At 54.6% G+C, this 15,836-nt stretch carries 12 protein-coding genes and 1 pseudogene; 9 read left to right on the plus strand and 4 right to left on the minus strand.

Annotation, left to right across the window (positions count from 1 at the left end; translation table 11 throughout):
• Window positions 1–6 precede the first annotated feature (6 nt).
• The 6 genes from T8A63_RS20825 (at window position 7) to T8A63_RS20850 (ending at window position 7,730) form a co-directional block, all read left to right on the plus strand.
• A complete protein-coding gene (locus T8A63_RS20825) occupies window positions 7–1,614 on the plus strand; it encodes an FAD-binding oxidoreductase (RefSeq protein ID WP_274594639.1) in 1,608 nt (535 codons plus the stop codon).
• Window positions 1,611–2,828 carry a CaiB/BaiF CoA transferase family protein gene (locus tag T8A63_RS20830; RefSeq protein WP_274594640.1) on the plus strand — a complete coding sequence of 406 codons (1,218 nt, stop codon included), beginning with the start codon at window positions 1,611–1,613 and terminating at the stop codon, window positions 2,826–2,828. The genes T8A63_RS20825 and T8A63_RS20830 overlap by 4 nt, the downstream gene beginning before the upstream one ends.
• Before the next feature lie 259 nt (window positions 2,829–3,087).
• Window positions 3,088–4,068, plus strand: a complete 981-nt coding sequence (locus tag T8A63_RS20835; protein WP_274594641.1) for a Bug family tripartite tricarboxylate transporter substrate binding protein — start codon at window positions 3,088–3,090, stop codon at window positions 4,066–4,068.
• A 12-nt stretch (window positions 4,069–4,080) separates the two neighbouring features.
• Window positions 4,081–4,722, plus strand: coding sequence for a tripartite tricarboxylate transporter TctB family protein (locus T8A63_RS20840; protein WP_274594642.1), 642 nt, complete (start codon window positions 4,081–4,083; stop codon window positions 4,720–4,722).
• Window positions 4,722–6,257: a tripartite tricarboxylate transporter permease gene (locus tag T8A63_RS20845; RefSeq protein WP_306130379.1), complete on the plus strand. Its 1,536-nt coding sequence runs from the start codon at window positions 4,722–4,724 to the stop codon at window positions 6,255–6,257. The genes T8A63_RS20840 and T8A63_RS20845 overlap by 1 nt, the downstream gene beginning before the upstream one ends.
• Window positions 6,258–6,368: 111 nt before the next feature.
• Window positions 6,369–7,730: an IS110 family transposase gene (locus T8A63_RS20850; protein WP_322346654.1), complete on the plus strand. Its 1,362-nt coding sequence runs from the start codon at window positions 6,369–6,371 to the stop codon at window positions 7,728–7,730.
• 281 nt (window positions 7,731–8,011) lie between these two features.
• Here the strand turns inward: T8A63_RS20850 and T8A63_RS20855 are convergent.
• The 3 genes and pseudogenes from T8A63_RS20855 to T8A63_RS20865 all read right to left on the minus strand — a co-directional run.
• Window positions 8,012–8,563: pseudogene (locus tag T8A63_RS20855) on the minus strand (IS66 family transposase); the annotation flags it as partial.
• 204 nt (window positions 8,564–8,767) lie between these two features.
• Window positions 8,768–9,568 (minus strand): E2 domain-containing protein, encoded by an 801-nt coding sequence (locus T8A63_RS22470; protein WP_368373169.1) that lies wholly within the window; start codon window positions 9,566–9,568, stop codon window positions 8,768–8,770.
• Window positions 9,565–11,166, minus strand: a complete 1,602-nt coding sequence (locus T8A63_RS20865) for an adenylate/guanylate cyclase domain-containing protein (RefSeq protein WP_274594644.1) — start codon at window positions 11,164–11,166, stop codon at window positions 9,565–9,567. Before T8A63_RS20865 ends, T8A63_RS22470 begins: the two co-directional genes overlap by 4 nt.
• A gap of 135 nt (window positions 11,167–11,301) precedes the next feature.
• On the opposite strand from T8A63_RS20865, the gene T8A63_RS20870 reads away from it, so the two are divergent.
• From T8A63_RS20870 to T8A63_RS20880, 3 genes are all read left to right on the plus strand, one after another.
• Window positions 11,302–12,168, plus strand: a complete 867-nt coding sequence (locus T8A63_RS20870; protein ID WP_274594645.1) for a WYL domain-containing protein — start codon at window positions 11,302–11,304, stop codon at window positions 12,166–12,168.
• Window positions 12,147–12,776, plus strand: a complete 630-nt coding sequence (locus T8A63_RS20875) for a cyclic nucleotide-binding domain-containing protein (protein WP_322346658.1) — start codon at window positions 12,147–12,149, stop codon at window positions 12,774–12,776. The genes T8A63_RS20870 and T8A63_RS20875 overlap by 22 nt, the downstream gene beginning before the upstream one ends.
• Window positions 12,777–13,049: 273 nt before the next feature.
• Window positions 13,050–13,742 (plus strand): adenylate/guanylate cyclase domain-containing protein, encoded by a 693-nt coding sequence (locus T8A63_RS20880; protein ID WP_254704042.1) that lies wholly within the window; start codon window positions 13,050–13,052, stop codon window positions 13,740–13,742.
• 92 nt (window positions 13,743–13,834) lie between these two features.
• On the opposite strand, the gene T8A63_RS20885 is transcribed toward T8A63_RS20880, so the two are convergent.
• Complete coding sequence (locus T8A63_RS20885; RefSeq protein WP_274594646.1) at window positions 13,835–15,835, minus strand: type IV secretory system conjugative DNA transfer family protein; 2,001 nt, start codon at window positions 15,833–15,835, stop codon at window positions 13,835–13,837.
• Window position 15,836 lies beyond the last annotated feature (1 nt).

A 15,836-nucleotide genomic window follows, 5' to 3' on the forward strand; every position in this document is an offset into this window, starting at 1 on the left:
CTTGTTGTGAGCGAGAGACGTAGAAAATTTTATGCGTGGGGATTTGAGGATCAGAGCGCAACGGCCGAAGAGATGGCCCCGGTTCTAGATACTTGGCATCGTACCTTTGGCGTCGACTCTTTCGATGTAATGGCTGCACCAACCCTCGACAGCATCGACATGCCTGAAAGCAGAATAAATGTTTTCCCGGAGGCAATTAAGACTATCTGTCGCACTGATCGGTACGAACGCGCCTTGCATAGCTATGGCCGATCATTCCTGGACAGCGCTAAGATGTTCCGTGGTGATTTTAGAAACGCCCCCGACGTGGTTGCTTATCCGCGCACCGAAGATGACGTCCGCGCAATCATAGACTGGGCTGGTGACATTGGTGCTGCGGTTATTCCATTTGGCGGCGGGTCGAGTGTAGTCGGCGGAGTGAATCCTGAAATCGAGGGAAACTATGCCGGTGTAGTGACCATCGACATGTGGTATTTAAATAAAGTTTTGGAATTCGACCCCGTGTCCCGTTCGGCGCGTGTGCAGGCTGGGGTGTATGGGCCCGACCTGGAAACACAATTGAAAGATCACAATGCCACACTGCGTCATTATCCTCAAAGCTTTGAGCTTTCGACGCTTGGTGGCTGGATTGCGACGCGGGCTGCCGGGCACTACGCGACACACGGCACTTATATTGATGACTACGTCGAAAATATTCGGATGGTATCGCCAAGTGGAATTAGCGAAAGCCGCCGTTTGCCTGCTTCTGGTGCGGGTCCGTCGCCCGACCGATACGTGATGGGTACCGAAGGATCAGTGGGCATTATCACCGAAGCTTGGATTAGGGTTCTTTCCCGGATCAAGCACAAAGCGACCAAGACAGTGACTTTTGCTGAATATGATCAGGGAGTTGAAGCGGTACGTGCGATCTCGCAATCTGGACTTTATCCAGATAACTGCCGGCTGATCGATGCGCTTGAAGCTAAGCTGACCGGATCATTTGATGGAACCCGCCCCATTCTGGTTCTTGGATATGAAAGCTCACATTATCCCGTCGATCAAATTCTGGATCTAACCGTTGATTTGTGTCGCGAGTTCGGAGGCACGCCAGTTAATGAGACAGAACAGGGACGCAACAGCGTAGCTGGTCAATGGCGTAACGCCTTTATTCGAGGGCCATACTATCGCGAGCACATGACCGCGCGCGGTATATGTCGTGAGACCTTTGAAACGGCTGTGTGCTGGAAAGATTTCAAAGAGCTGCATAGCACAGTCATCGAAACAGTGAATGCAGCGATCAAGCGTGTGACCGGTCGGGCAGGCACTGTTACCTGTCGCTTTACTCATGTCTACCCCAATGGTCCCGCACCGTATTTCACCTTCCATTGCCTGCCGGATCGTGAACGGATGGGTGAGCAATGCATGGAGATCAAGATTGCAGCCTATGATGCCGTGATGAAGGCCGGGGGAACGATAACCCACCACCACGCTGTCGGTAGACTGCACATGCCATGGTACGAAGAACAGCGTCCTGCACCGATTAGCGCAGCATTCTCGGCGGCAAAACAAGCGCTTGATCCCAAGTCGATCATGAACCCTGGTGTGATCATTTCTGAACAGGTGGGGATTAGATGAATTCGCCACTTGAAGGTTTGCGCGTCCTCGATCTATCGCGCATTCTTGCGGGGCCAAGCTGCGCCCAGACATTGGGAGATCTGGGAGCTGATGTCATCAAAATCGAAAGACCGGATAAGGGTGATGATATTCGCGGCTGGGGCCCGCCCTTTCTAAAAGATCGTGACGGTAACGACACGCTCGAAAGCGCCTATTTCATGTCGACCAATCGCAACAAGCGGTCCCTGACCATCGACATTTCTTCTCAGGAAGGTCTAGAGATCATTAATGACCTCATCGACAAGAGCGACGTTCTGATCGAGAATTTTAAGGTAGGTGATCTTAAGCGCCGCGGCCTGGACTGGGATACGGTCCACGCCCGCAACCCAAATCTTGTCTATTGCTCCATCACAGGGTTCGGGCAGTCAGGACCTTATGCCACACGGCCCGGCTACGACTTCGTCGTTCAGGGTATGGGCGGGCTAATGAGCATCACCGGCGAGACTGAAGGGATGCCGATGAAGGTGGGGGTGCCGATTTCCGACATCATGGCGGGAATGTATGCGACAGTGTCTATCTTAGCGGCTCTGAGGGAGCGTGATCAAACAGGTTCCGGGCGGCACATAGATATATCGCTGCTCGATTGTCAGGTCGGATGGTTGTACAATCAGGCCTCAAACTACTTGATCGGGGGTACGGAGCCACAACGGTTGGGCAATGCCCATCCGAACATCGTTCCGTATGAAACGTTTGCGACAGCTGATGGACACATCAACCTTGCCGTCGGAAACGACAATCAGTTTGAGCGCCTTTGTCAGGCTATCGAGCGACCTGATCTGGTGGACAATTCAAGGTCAGCAACAAACACCCAACGACTTGTCAATCGCAAAGCGATACTAATCGAAATCCGCTCAGAGTTTACTAAGCGTTCTTCGACCAAGTGGCTGGCCGATCTGCAAACGGCTGGAATACCTTGCGGGCCAATCAACACCCTTGCCCAAGTTTTTGACGATCCTCACATTCAGGCACGCGGCATCGTTCAAGAGGTCGAACATAGCGCCGCACCAGATGTGAAGGCCAAGATAATGCGTACCCCCATTCGGATGGAGGGTCACGAACTCGATGTTCGTCTGCCACCTCCTATGTTGGGCGAGCACACTAATGAAATCTTATCCGAGATGCTCGAGTATGATCCCACTAGAATTGCAAAGCTACGGGAGAATGGGGCGATATAAATGCGGCAATCTTACTCTACCTGAAGCTTCTGGAAAGACACGCCGAGGGAGCGGCTAACCCAAACAAGAGGGTCGGGAAAGCAACTAAGATTGGCAAATGATTCAATGGCACACGAGGTTCTTTTGTCCCTGTGGAACGCTTTGTGATCGGTTGACGAAAGGTTTCAACGCAATTCGGTGAAGTCTACGCAGCTGCTTGCCACGGAAAGGGTCGAAGAGAGAGAGCTAGTATTTTGCTAGCCAAAAGGGAGGAAGACTGATGAGATCGAAGCTGAAGCTGAGTGCGGCATTCATGGTGAGTGCTTTTACTTTAGCAACTGCCACTGGAGCTGTTGCAGAATACCCAGAACGCGCCATTCAAGCTATTGTCCCCTGGGGAGCGGGGGGCGGTGCCGACGGTGTTGTTCGGAAAATCATGAGCATCGCTGAACGTGATTTACCAGAATCCATCTTTGTCGAGAATCTGGATGGGGGCGTCACCTCTATCGGAATAAATCGACTCATGAACTCGTCTGCTGACGGTTACACCATTGGTGCTTTAACCTACGATAGCATCGTGACTGTGCCATGGGAAAAAATTCTACCCGGCTACAGTCTCGACAAGCTTGATATGATAGCTTTGGTCACCACCGAACCTAATGCGATGATCGTTGGTAGCGATACAGATTATACTTCCTTCGACGAACTTGTTGCAGCGGCAAAGGAAGCGGAAGGAGAAATCAACGTCGGCATTATGGGCCTAGGGTCCATGACGCATCTGACACTTTTGCAGCTTCAGGAAATGACCAATACTAGATTTCGCGTGGTTTCATTTCCCGACGGTAGCGCAGGTCAGAAAGAAGGCGTCCTATCCGGCGAGGTCGACGCGGCGGTCACCAGTCTTGGGGATTTTGCACCCTTGCTGGCATCCGGGGACGCGCGTGGACTTGTCGAGTTCAGCGCGACCGAAAATCCGGGGTTTCCTGATGTACCTACAAGCGAAGAGGTAGGGCTTAACCTTCAGACGGGGAGTTTCTTGTTGTTTGCTACTCCGGCCGGAACGCCTGATGAGGCGAAACGGATTCTGGAAGAGGCGATCAAGACCGCTTGGGACAGCGACGAGTTTCAGGATTGGGCGGAAAAGGTCGGTGTGACGGCCACCTGGATGGGGAGTGATGAGGTTACGGAATTCGCTACTAACTTTCAGGCTAAGGTTTTCGAAATTCTCGAAGACCTGACGGAACGTGGTATCCTCGAATAGCGGCATTCCTCAATGCCTGAAACTCACCCCAGTTTTTATAAATTGGAGGCGGGCGACGGTAACACCGTTGCCCGAATTACTCAACTTCGCGATGAGGGAACTTTAATGCCTGAAAAGCTCTCGTATTTCCGGTCTGGTGACTGGATCCTGCCAATAATTATTTTCATCTCTACTACAGCCTATCTTGTTGAGGCTTTGCAGAACGGTTCCTTTTTTCGTTACGGGCTACCTAGTGCGGGCTTCATGCCAATCGTTCTTAGTGTTGCAATGTACCTCTCACTATTGGCGGTTATTGTGGGGCAAATTAGGCGGCACAAGGTCAGACACGACATAGAGTCCGCCCCTAGATCCTTAGAAGAGATGCATGATCTGGAGCCTTCCGTTCGTCCCAGTGGTAGCAGCGCATATGTTTCGCTGGCCGCCGTTATATTGATTTCCCTCTTGTATGTATTGTTGTTTCGAAAGCTTGGGTTTGCAGTGGCCACCTTCTTTTTCTCACTGGGACTGCTGTCTACTTTCCGGTTCGGATGGTCGAAAGGCTTTCTCGGGATTGCACTGAATATCGTAGTGGCCGCGGCAATAAGTCTATTCGCATATTTGTTCTTTGCCGTTCTTTTCGGCATTCAACTCCCAAAAATGGAATTGCTGACATGATGGAACAGTTGCTGCACGTTCTTGGGGGCTTCGAAACAATCGCGGAACCGGCGGTGTTCGGGTATTTGGTAGCCGGCTTCCTGATCGGGACTCTCTTTGCGGCGATCCCTGGGTTGACAGGCACATTGGCGATAGCATTGATCTTGCCGATTACCTATTCGATGGACATTACCCCGTCGCTTGTCATGTGCGCCGCTATTTTCATGGGAGCTCAGTATGGCGGCAGCATCACCGCTATAACAGTAAACATTCCTGGCGCACCTTGCGCTGTTATGACTGCATATGAAGGCAACATATTAATGCGTCGGGGGGAGGGTGCTCGCGCGTTGCGCAGTGCGGGCCTAGCGTCGATGATGGGGGGCGTGGTTGGTGCCGTACTACTAATGACACTAGCACCTATAATAGCTCAAGCGGCATTGTATGTACAAACTCCCGGGAAGTTCTCTCTGATCCTATTCGCCTTTTTCGTAATCATTATTTCGAACGATCAGTCCATTGCGAAGGGCATCGTCGCTACGCTGCTTGGCCTCATGGTCGCCACGATTGGAATTGATGTGGCAAGTTCCAAGGCACGTCAAACCTTCGGACTGCCCTCTTTAGTTGAGGGTATCGATTTGATGGCTGTCATCATCGGGGCTTTTGCAATTAGCGAGTTATTGGTTCAGGTTACGGCAAGCTCTCGGAATAAGAATACTTTGAATTACAACCCAACCGAGTCAGTGAAGTGGAGTTGGCGTGACTTCCTGCCACGCGGTTCCGACTACAGCTTCATCGGCACCTACCGCTACATAAAGTTCGCGATGATTGGCTACTTCGTTGGCGTCCTGCCGGGAGCAGGGGGAAGCAGTGCAGCGTTTGTTTCATATGCAGAGGCGAAACGCAGTTCCTCGCGTCCTGAGGAATACAACAATGGTTCCGTAGAAGGAATTTCTGCCTCCGAAAGCGCTAACAACGCGATGTGCGGTGGTTCTCTCGTTCCGATGTTAACTTTTGGCATACCGGGAGATACTACATCCGCGGTGATACTCGGCGTCCTTATCATTAACGGCCTGCAACCGGGTCCACAGATGATGACTGAGCAATTCGCAGTAATAACACCAATGATGGCAGCTTTGCTCATCGCGGCACTACTGATCCCGATCACTCTTCTGTTCTTGGGTCCCTGGTACATGCGGCTTGTTTCAATCAACAAGGCGGTGCTTTTTTCGAGCATTGCAGTTGTTGCCATGGTAGGTGCATATGTATCAACTTTTTCTGTGTTTCAGATGGGAGCCGCGCTTGCCATCGGGGTTGGTGCCTATTTCATGCAGCGCGGTGGGTATCCAATGGTCTCCTTTCTGCTGGGTTTTATTCTCGGGCCAGACCTCGAGGTATACATGAGGCGTAGCCTTGCCATTACTGACGGGAGCCCCTCCATTTTCTTCACTAGACCGGATAGTCTTTTCTTTCTTGGACTAATTGCAGTGTTTTTCTTCTTCATGATCGTCCGTCCGTGGATTTCTTCGAGGCGAAAACACCTGTCACCGGATAAGTAAATCAAAGGCCGCCAAATTGGGCATCGATGGTGATCTGATCCCTGCAAACTGGACCGCCTGAAGCTGGAGTTTTCCGCTACGATTTCCCGGCTGGGAGAGGAGCGGAATCACATGAAGGCATCGAAGTTTTCGGACGCGCAGAAAGCGTTCATCATCAAGCAGGGCGAAGAAGGCACGCCGGTGTCTGAGATCTGCCGTAAGGCAGGCATCAGCCAGGTGACCTACTGGACCTGTCGCGGGATTGTGCCGCTCCTTTGTAAGACCGCATGTCTTTTCCACCGGCCCGACCCGGCCCTGCCTGATCCGCCTGTATGCTGGTCGCGGGGCGGCGGGTGCCGTCGGTTTGCGATGGAGGAAGACATGCGGAACACCCAAGGAACGATCTACGTCGGAATTGATGTGTCCAAGGACAAACTTGCGGTCGCGATCGCGGGTGGAGAGCGTGGGGACGAGGTTCTCAGCCTTGGCACGTTCGAGAACACACCCGCCAGCATCAGCAAGTTGCTGAAGAAGCTTGCCGGGCGAGGAGACATCTCGACCTGCTACGAGGCCGGACCGACGGGCTACGGCCTCTACCGGCAGATACGTGCGGCCGGCTGCGAATGCTGCGTGGTCGCGCCATCCCTGATTCCGGTCAGGGCCGGAGAGCGGGTCAAGACCGATCGACTTGACGCCCTGCGTCTTGCACGCCTTCTACGTGCCGGAGAATTGACCCCAGTCTGGGTCCCCGACGAGACGCACGAGGCGATGCGCGATCTGGTCCGGGCCCGGGAAAGTGCCGCAGAGGATCAACGCCACAAGCGTCAGCTCGTCTCGGCCTTCCTTCTGCGTCATGGGCGGGTCTATCAACGCTCCAAGCCGTGGACGATGCGTTATCGGCGCTGGCTGCAGACCCTGACGTTCGATCACCCGGCGCACCAGATCGCGCTGCAGGAGATGTTGCAGGCGGAAAGAAATGCCTCGGAGCGGCTGGAGCGGCTGACCGGGCACATCGAGGTCCTTGTGCCGGACTGGACGCTCGCGCCAGCAGTGAACGCGCTTCAAGCGCTGCGGGGCGTGGCGCTGATCAGCGCCGTCACCTTCATGGCCGAGATCGGCGATGTGCGGCGGTTCGAGACACCTGTGAAACTGATGGCCTATCTCGGGCTGGTGCCGAGCGAATACTCGACCGGCAAAACGACCAGGCGCGGTGGCATCACCCGTGCGGGCAACGCCCGCGTGCGACACAAGCTGATCGAGGGGGCCTGGACTTACCGCCTGCAGGCACGACCGGGAGAGCGGAAGCTCTACATCCTCAGAGAGCAGTCGCCGGAGGTCCAAGACATTGCCTGGAAGGCGCAATCTCGCCTGACCGCCCGATATCGCCAGCTCATCCGGCGCGGCAAGAAGCCGACCGTCGTCACCACGGCGATTGCGCGAGAGATGGCCGCATTCATGTGGGACATCGCCCGCCGTACCATGCCTGCGCGCTGAACTCGCTCCCCCGACGCGCCCAATGGCGGGCGCGAGGTCGACGGCAGGGGAATATCCGACACTCGCTTTGTGGCCAGCTTCGTGCTGACGCCCGTTGTAAGACAGGAATAGCCCCGAGACGCACAATCGGTCATGCGGTATCCAGCCCGCGCATCAGAGCTTGTTCACCGACGTCTTCAGACCTCGTGCCCACCCTTGGGCGTCCAGACCACGACGAACGCCCGGGCGTAACCAATCGTGTGGCTCTCCCCTTGAAAAAAGACATCAGAGCGGTGCGCCGATCACACGGATCTGACGTAGTTCCAGGGCAGCAGCTGGTCGATGTCGGTCTGTTTGTGCCCCGCGGCGATGGCTGTCATGGCACCAGCCAGATAGCCATGCGGTTCGATCCCATTGAGTTTGCAGGTTTCGATCAGAGACGCGATAACTGCCCAGTTTTGTGCCCCGGCATCGTGACCTGCGAAGAGCGCGTTTTTGCGGTTGAGGGCGATGGGACGGATTGTGCGCTCGACGGGGTTGGAATCCAGTTCGATGCGACCGTCGTCGAGGAACAGGATTAGCCCGTCCCAGTATTTGGCGATGTATTTCAGGGCCTCTCCTGTGGGCGATTTGGCTGAGACGCGTGCACGGCTTTGTGCGAGCCAAAGCTCGAATGCATCGATATTGGGTTTTGAGCGGTCCTGTCGTGCAGCAAGCCGTTGATCGGCAGGCAGGCCGCGCAGGTCTTTTTCGATGCGATAGAGTGCCTGGATTTGTGCCAGACCTTCCTGCGCAATTGGGTCTGCGCCAGATTGGGCAGCATCATGCAGTTTGCGGCGGGCAGCAGGCCTACAATCGCTACTTGATCGGCGGGGCAAGTGGCGCGGAATACGCAGCTCTCAAGGCGCGGCAGTTCTTCGGCGTGCAGCAGATGCCGGTGCGGCAAGGCATGGGACAGACGGGGCAAGCAAGCGGCACAGGATCATCGGGGGCCGGGTCTCGAATGCTGGCGCAACTGGCCCGGTTGGCTAGGTTGGGGCGGCGATGACGGGTACCGGTCACGAACTCGATTTGGCCAGAGGGCAGTATTTCATCGTCCCACAACACTTGGGCGCATCCTTACAAATATCCTGGATAAAGTCGTGCTGCGCCTTGCGACGCCTGTGCTCCAGTAAAGCAATGCGCTCTAGTGCAGATCTGTTTGGACACTCTGCCCTTAGGATCGGTTTCCCACCTGTCATCTCTCGGTCGGTGTCTACTGGACGGCAAACAATCGAACGATTGCTGTCGGCCTGACGCGTGCAACCCCTCGGGCAAGGAGTTCTAGAATTGAGCAATCGATCCAAGCGGTGAGATGCCTTGGGTAAGGAGTTGGCCAACCAGCCCTTCCCGCGGAACATGCCGACTAGGATCTCTTCTTTCCAACCCAATGGAGCAGCCAGCTCTTCCATTTTTTCCTGAATCCGCGCCGCGTCCCCGTGAGAAAGACCTCCTTCAAGAGGCCACACTCCATACTTCCGCGCATACTCCTGATGAAGGAGGAACATGCGTAGGTATTCCCACCAGGCTATCGCCGCATGCGCTTCGATTAGCGGTTCAGTTGATCCATAGGAGATACAAAAGGTGGCATCGGGATTGATGTGTCTCTCAGGACAGGAAGCGGGGAAATGATTGGCCGCTACGTCCTCCGCCACGCTAACGCCTCCTCCGTGCAATAGAGCGAGCTTCAGAAGGTAGTGTCCCGCGATCGATCCGCTCGCCTTTTGGGGTTCGCAAGTTACCTGCGCCGTTGCTGGTCTATCTGTTTCTACTCTGACCCATAAAGGGGTGTGTTTCAGCAGTAGCCTAAGAGAGTTCATTTCTTTGCGAGATGCGCGCGCGGTTGGCTTGGTTCCGAGGGGACGTGGGCTCGAGCGTACAACGGTTGAGCCAATTCAGTCGGCGTCGCAAGAATGCTAGCTGAGACATCGTCGTAGTCGACTTCTCTCGCGTACCCCTGATCACTGAGGACATCAATAAGGCCCTTGGGAGCAACACGAAGTGCGTCTGGTCCGATCTTTACACCGCCCTCGTTGCACTCTCGCTGCATTTTCTCCGACGTAGATGTGGCCTTTGATGACGCCACTCGTACGGATCGTTCGCCTCGAATACCAATCCTCGAAATCGGAGTCGGGCCGAGCTCTAGACCTACGGCAAGCTCTAGGCTTTCGATCTCCTCAAGCATCGATTTGCAAAGGTCGAAGGAAGCATGAAATCCCGCTGCGCACTGTGTGGCTGTGGCGACACTCTTAGCTTCGTCAGTTGATGTGCCGCTGCCTTCTGCAACCAAAGCATGGATACTGTCACCGATGAACCGAACTTTGCGACCGCCAAAGTCGGCTTCTGCCACGTTTTGAAACTCTTGGCGTATGACAAAGAGCGCGCGCACGGCATCCTGAATGTTTCCTTCGGACACCGCCTCGTCGATGAAATTGGTGTAGCCCGATATGTCGGCGAACAATGAGACCAGAGGCATCCGGATTGATTTGCTCGGATAGAGTTGCGAGTAGTCAATCTCGCTCAAAGGAGGCTGCTTGAAGGAAAACCTAAAATCGGAGGAAGTTAAGTCGTCCACAATCCCCTTTCGAACATCGCCCGACCAAGTGTCTACAACTCGTTCCGAAAAGGCTTGCCTGTTCATTACGCCAAACATCAAGCTGCCATCGTCAGAAGTGTAGGCTGAATTCGTGCTGATTTGGCTTGCGTTCAGCCCCAAAAACTCTTCGAGCACGCCAACTTCTTGATATCCAAGCACGGCTCTAACTCGGTCTGAAACGTACACACCGGCCGTATCACCTTCTGCAAGCTTTGCTGCATGGTTGGCCGCTGAACCGAGAAACATCGGTTCTTGTTCAGACCCGGTCCCGTTGTTGATCGCAACGCATGTCCCAACATCAACACCGATCCGGAACTCAGTTCCAAACTCCCCATTGGCCAACCGATCATTGGCCAATTGGACTACGCGCTTGAAATCTTCAACAAAGGCAAGGGCTTGACCTATAGTTTCTCGCGATACTCCGCCGCCCCCGGTCTCAAGAAAAACTGCATGCATCCGCCCGCTGTGAAAGTCGACCCTTTGTGCACTGGTTTCTTCGATCACGCGATCCGCCGCGCCGTAGTATAGATGCAGCCCCTTAAGCGCCCGCGCGTGAGATCCCTCGGTTTCACGACCATCGTCCAAACGCATCTCATGGTACCCTACGATCGAGATATAGATCTGAACAGTATCGACTACGACTGCCTTGTCCCTTGGTAGGCTGAAAAGCGGTGGCGTAGTGGGCTGCTTCATCGCTGTCTGCAGCGCCTTATCGATTTGATATCGCGACCAATATTGGTCGAAGCGCTGGACATCCACTTCGGGCACTTCATCCAAGAGCTTCTGAATACGATCACGTGCGACCGAGTGCTTCCAAGGCATGATCTTCATCTCCTAACATAGCGGCTCAGCATGGCAGCGAGTCGCAAAGTTTTTTCTGTGGTCATACAAAATAGGAGTTTCCAAGAAAATGTCAATATGGTAGAAATTGGGAGACATCAGGGGGGGGGACAAGCTATGGACATCAAACCAAGTGTACGGCGACGTTTTGAGTTTATCGATTTTCAGTTGCAATGGACAGGTTCGATCGGTCGCAAGGCCTTGCAAAATCAGTTCGAGATATCGCCTCAACAAGCGACAAACGACCTAACCACATATCTTGATATCGCACCCCGCAACATGAGCTACGACCCGCGACGCCGATCTTACGTCGTGGGTTCAAAGTTCAAGCCAAAGTTCTCCAGCGGGGAGTCTTCCGGTTTCTTTCTTCATCTGGAGATGTTTCATCAAGGCTATCGCACTAAAGAGGAAATTTGGCCAACTCACTTGCCGGAGTTTGACGCTGTTGCCATCGCGTCTCGCAAGGTTGATCCGAAAATTCTTCGATCAGTACTCGATGCAATTGATGCAGAAGCATGTTTGGAGGTTCGATATGTTTCGCTCAGCTCAGACTCAGAAACCATACGAACGCTTTGCCCTCATGCCATTGCTAGCGACGGACACCGATGGCACATGCGTGCCTATGATGTGGAGAAGGGCCGGTTCTCAGACTTTGTGCTTTCAAGAATTGAAGCCGCAAGCGTATTGCAAGAGGAATGCCCGGATCCGCGCCCAGACGCACTTTGGCAACAAATAGCAGCGCTAAAACTTCAGGCAGATCCAACCCTTACCGCAAGGCAAAGAGAACAGATTGAGATCGAGTACGGCATGGTTGACGGCGTTCTCGAGCTCCCAGTGCGCAAGGCAATGCTGTTCTATTACCTTAGATTCTACGGCTTTGATCCTCTCGAAATGGATGGGAAGGCCATGCGAAATAAGAGCAGCTACCGTCTCAAAATACTTAACTTGGAAGAAATAGAGACTTGTTTGGAAAGAAGAAAATAAGCGATCCACCGCCACCGGTGGAAAATGATCAATTGTCGACAGAAGTGTTAGACAAGCACCGACAGATCATTTGTCGAAGCGAACTCGTTGCCAATGAAGACGACCTCGCGGCTAAAATTATTGGCATGTCGAGGCTGGTTAAGTTCGACAAGGGTCAGGTTTTAATGACCCACGGCGAGGATGCTGATGATGTTTACTTCATTTTGTTCGGATCCGTCAGAGTATCCATCAACTCAACCTTCATTGATACCAGAGAGGCACCTCAGACCATTGGCGAAATGGCGGCAATGAAACCAGGTGCTGCTCGCTCCGCAGATGTCTGTGTCGAGTCCGAGAAATTGGAAGCACGGGTTATCTCGGCACACGACTTTAGAACTCTAATGTCCACGCACACCGAGTTTTCTACGCGACTGTCGAGCATGGTAGATTCCATGAATCGAAAAAACATAAGATTACTTGGCACCAGTAGTAGATCGCCGGGAAACGCCTGGACATGGACTTCGATAGTGTTCGGCGCAGTAGTTGGACTCCTTTGTGGCATTTGGCTTGGGCTTGGGGCTCTCCACTTTGGTTTGCGATTTTGTCGGCCCTCGGTGCCGGTGCCTTGAGCACCCTCGTTGCTATCCGGATGAATCCAGACCTGATTTATCGCAACATGTTTTGGCTTTCGGGCGCAGCTATGATTGCTCAAACAGTCCAAACCGTCTTTAGCCTTTCATTTTCAGTCGATGGGACACAGAACCAACTGCCGCTTCTTTGGAATTTCAACTCGAACCCCGAGCAGAAGTGGTGGGTTGTCTTAATAATCTATCTCTCCCTTGCCGCGTTGGCGTTCATGTCTTGGCTGGCAGATCGAGATCTTCGAAGGAACTCCAGCAAAAGTGAGTGAATTCGAGAACAAGATACACGATGACGTTCGGGGCATCTTCAAATCAGCCTGGACTGAGACCAAAGGACAAGTTGTTCCAAAGTCAGAAGACCTGGGCCTGTCAAATGTTGGGCGTTCAATATCCGCGACGATACTCTACGCAGACATTGATGGGTCAACGCAGATTGTAGATCGATACGACGCCAAGTTCGCGGCCGAGGTTTACAAAGCGTTTTTGCTCTGCGCCACAAGGGTGATCCGGCTAAACGGGGGAGATGTTAGATCCTTCGATGGTGACCGAGTGATGGGCGTATTTATCGGAGACAGCAAGAACTCTGACGCTGCCAAAACAGGTCTTCAGATCAACTATTTGGTTAAGAAGGCTATCAATCCAGCACTGAAAGACCAATACACATCGACCAAATTTTCTCTTCGCCATACCGTTGGAATCGATACGTCAGAGATGCTCGTTGTGAGGAGTGGTATTCGCAACAATAATGACCTCGTATGGGTCGGAAGCGCCGCCAACAATGCTGCACGAATGAACTCTCTTTCGAGCGATTTCGCAACGCGGTTGACTCCAGCCGTCTACAAGAAATTGAACGAAAAATCGAAATTCGGCGGAAACCCGAGGCGCAACATGTGGACCAGCGCGGACTGGAATGGGCGAACAATCTACCGATCCTCTTGGACTTGGCGACCATGAACTCCTATTTCGACCATCAAAGCAGACACTTAAGACTTGTGCAGCGAAAGACCTCTTCCCGCCCGCTCGATCGAAATACGATCCTAGCCACCCTATCGGGTAAACAGCTTTTCACCGCCGTCCTCTCGCAGCATCGCTTCCATATCGTCCAAGCCATCAACGGCAGAGCGCATCTGCGCCTCATCATCCACGCCCACTGTCTCGGCATCCGCAACCTGGCCCCCCAAATCCATTTCCATCTGTCGTTGTTCCTCGGCGATAACGGCTTGAACGACGGGCGCGGTCTTCTTTGTGGCGACATCGGTTTGCCCTGAAGATTGGCCACCAGCAGCCTCGCGTGTCCGCTCCACATCAGCTTCAGAACCACGGGGCCCGCTCGACGGCGGTGTCATCGGCATGGCGCGCATACTCAGCGGCAGGTTCCCCTGCGGCCCCCCTCCCCCCTGATCCGGAAACGGCAACTCACCCGTCTGCGCCGCGTGGATCGCCTTGAACAGCCGGTCGTCAAAATATTGGATCCGCTTTGCACGGACCGGCATTTGCGCATCGATCACCATGACGATCTCGTCGAGCGGCAGGCGGCGGGCCTCATCTTCGGGGAGCAAGGAGCTCTCTTCGGTCCGTGTGGATTGGCTGCGCCCTTCAAAGGGGTTCTTGCCGATGGACTGGGAGCGCGTGACCACGGTTTTCGTGGTCTTGCCGACCGCCTTGCTCAACTCTTCGACGGTTTTCTCATCCGAAGGCGTCAGGTAGAGCTTTACACCCGCGTTCCCCTGCAGCGCGCGGCGCGTGTTCTCACCATAGATTTCATCGAGGGCGGGGATTGTCTGGGTGACCACGGCCAGATGACCGCGGTAGGTCCGCAAGGTCTCGATGCTCTCGACCACGATGGGCATCTTGCCCAGGCGGTTGAACTCATCGAGCATGATCATCACCGGCCAAGGCTCATCCGGCCCGGGATCCTTTTCCTGCATGGCCGAGAGGAGATCGGAGAAGAACAGCCGGATCAGCGGCGCGAGCGGCTTCACCATGAGAGGCTGGACCACCAGATAGACCGAAAAGGGCTTCTTGCGGATCGTCCGGAAATCAAAGTCCGACACCGCCGTCGCCTCATCAATCGCCGGGTTCTGCCATTGATCGAGCCCCGAGGTCATCAGGAGCGAAACGTAGGAGGTCAGCGTGTCGTTGTTGGTCGAGGCCAACCGCGTGAAGATCAGCTTGGCCGCCCGGTTGTCGACCTCGTGACCCCGCGCAAAATACTCCTTCTGCTTGTTCCCGCCCGAGGCGGCGATGCGGTAGATTTCGCCCAAGGTGGGACGCTTGCGCTGGAAGGCCAGCAAGCCTGCTGCCACAAAGAGATCGATCCCGCCCTTGAGGAGGCCCTGCACCCGGTCATTGTCGCTCTGCAGGAAGAGCGTCGCCAGAAGCTGCAGTTCCATCTGCTGGCGCGCGGGATCTTTCAGCTCAAAGATACGCAGGAGCGGGTTGTAGCGATGCGTGCGCTTGCCCTCCCAATCGGTGGGGGCAAAGCGATAGACCTTGTCGCCCTGGGCGGCGCGGTGGCGCGCCGTGGCCTCGAAACACTCGCCCTTCACATCGAGGGTGACTGCGGAGCCCTGCCAGGTCAGCAGGTTCGGAATGACGAAGCCCGTGGTCTTGCCGCGACCCGTGGGCGCCACGATCAGCGCGTGTGGGAAGACCTTCGAGCAGATGTATTTTGCGCGGGATTTTGGGGGGCCGAGTTTGCCGAGGATAAATCCCGTGCCGGGCGCCCCGAAGAAGCCATTGGCCTTCATCTCGCGCGCGCTCTGCCAATGGGTCTGGCCAAACCGTGTCAGGGCCGATCCCGAGAGAGCGAGGCTCAGCATCATGCCGGCGGCGGCAAAGCTGCCGATGATCAGATGGATGAGCTGGGCATCCTCGGGGCGGCGATCGAGTATCGCGAGATAGTTCTGCGCGATATAGGCGAAATCGATCTCGGCCCCGAAGCCGAGGTCCTGGTAGCTCAGCACCGCCGAGGCGATGGTGTAGCCTATGGCGGCGGTCACCAGCGTTACCAGCAAAACGCCGGTCGCGATCCGCGCCTTTCCCATG

This window comes from Sulfitobacter sp. OXR-159, from assembly GCF_034377145.1.
Lineage (GTDB): Bacteria > Pseudomonadota > Alphaproteobacteria > Rhodobacterales > Rhodobacteraceae > Sulfitobacter.

What these genes read in the sequence shown, in the direction of transcription:
- T8A63_RS20830 (WP_274594640.1), top strand. Translation starts at nt 1,611, where the DNA reads ATGAATTCGCCACTTGAAGGTTTGCGCGTCCTCGATCTATCGCGCATT.
- T8A63_RS20835 (WP_274594641.1), top strand. Translation starts at nt 3,088, where the DNA reads ATGAGATCGAAGCTGAAGCTGAGTGCGGCATTCATGGTGAGTGCTTTT.
- T8A63_RS20840 (WP_274594642.1), top strand. Translation starts at nt 4,081, where the DNA reads ATGCCTGAAACTCACCCCAGTTTTTATAAATTGGAGGCGGGCGACGGT.
- T8A63_RS20845 (WP_306130379.1), top strand. Translation starts at nt 4,722, where the DNA reads ATGGAACAGTTGCTGCACGTTCTTGGGGGCTTCGAAACAATCGCGGAA.
- T8A63_RS20850 (WP_322346654.1), top strand. Translation starts at nt 6,369, where the DNA reads ATGAAGGCATCGAAGTTTTCGGACGCGCAGAAAGCGTTCATCATCAAG.
- T8A63_RS22470 (WP_368373169.1), bottom strand. Translation starts at nt 9,568, where the DNA reads ATGAACTCTCTTAGGCTACTGCTGAAACACACCCCTTTATGGGTCAGA.
- T8A63_RS20865 (WP_274594644.1), bottom strand. Translation starts at nt 11,166, where the DNA reads ATGCCTTGGAAGCACTCGGTCGCACGTGATCGTATTCAGAAGCTCTTG.
- T8A63_RS20870 (WP_274594645.1), top strand. Translation starts at nt 11,302, where the DNA reads ATGGACATCAAACCAAGTGTACGGCGACGTTTTGAGTTTATCGATTTT.
- T8A63_RS20885 (WP_274594646.1), bottom strand. Translation starts at nt 15,835, where the DNA reads ATGGGAAAGGCGCGGATCGCGACCGGCGTTTTGCTGGTAACGCTGGTG.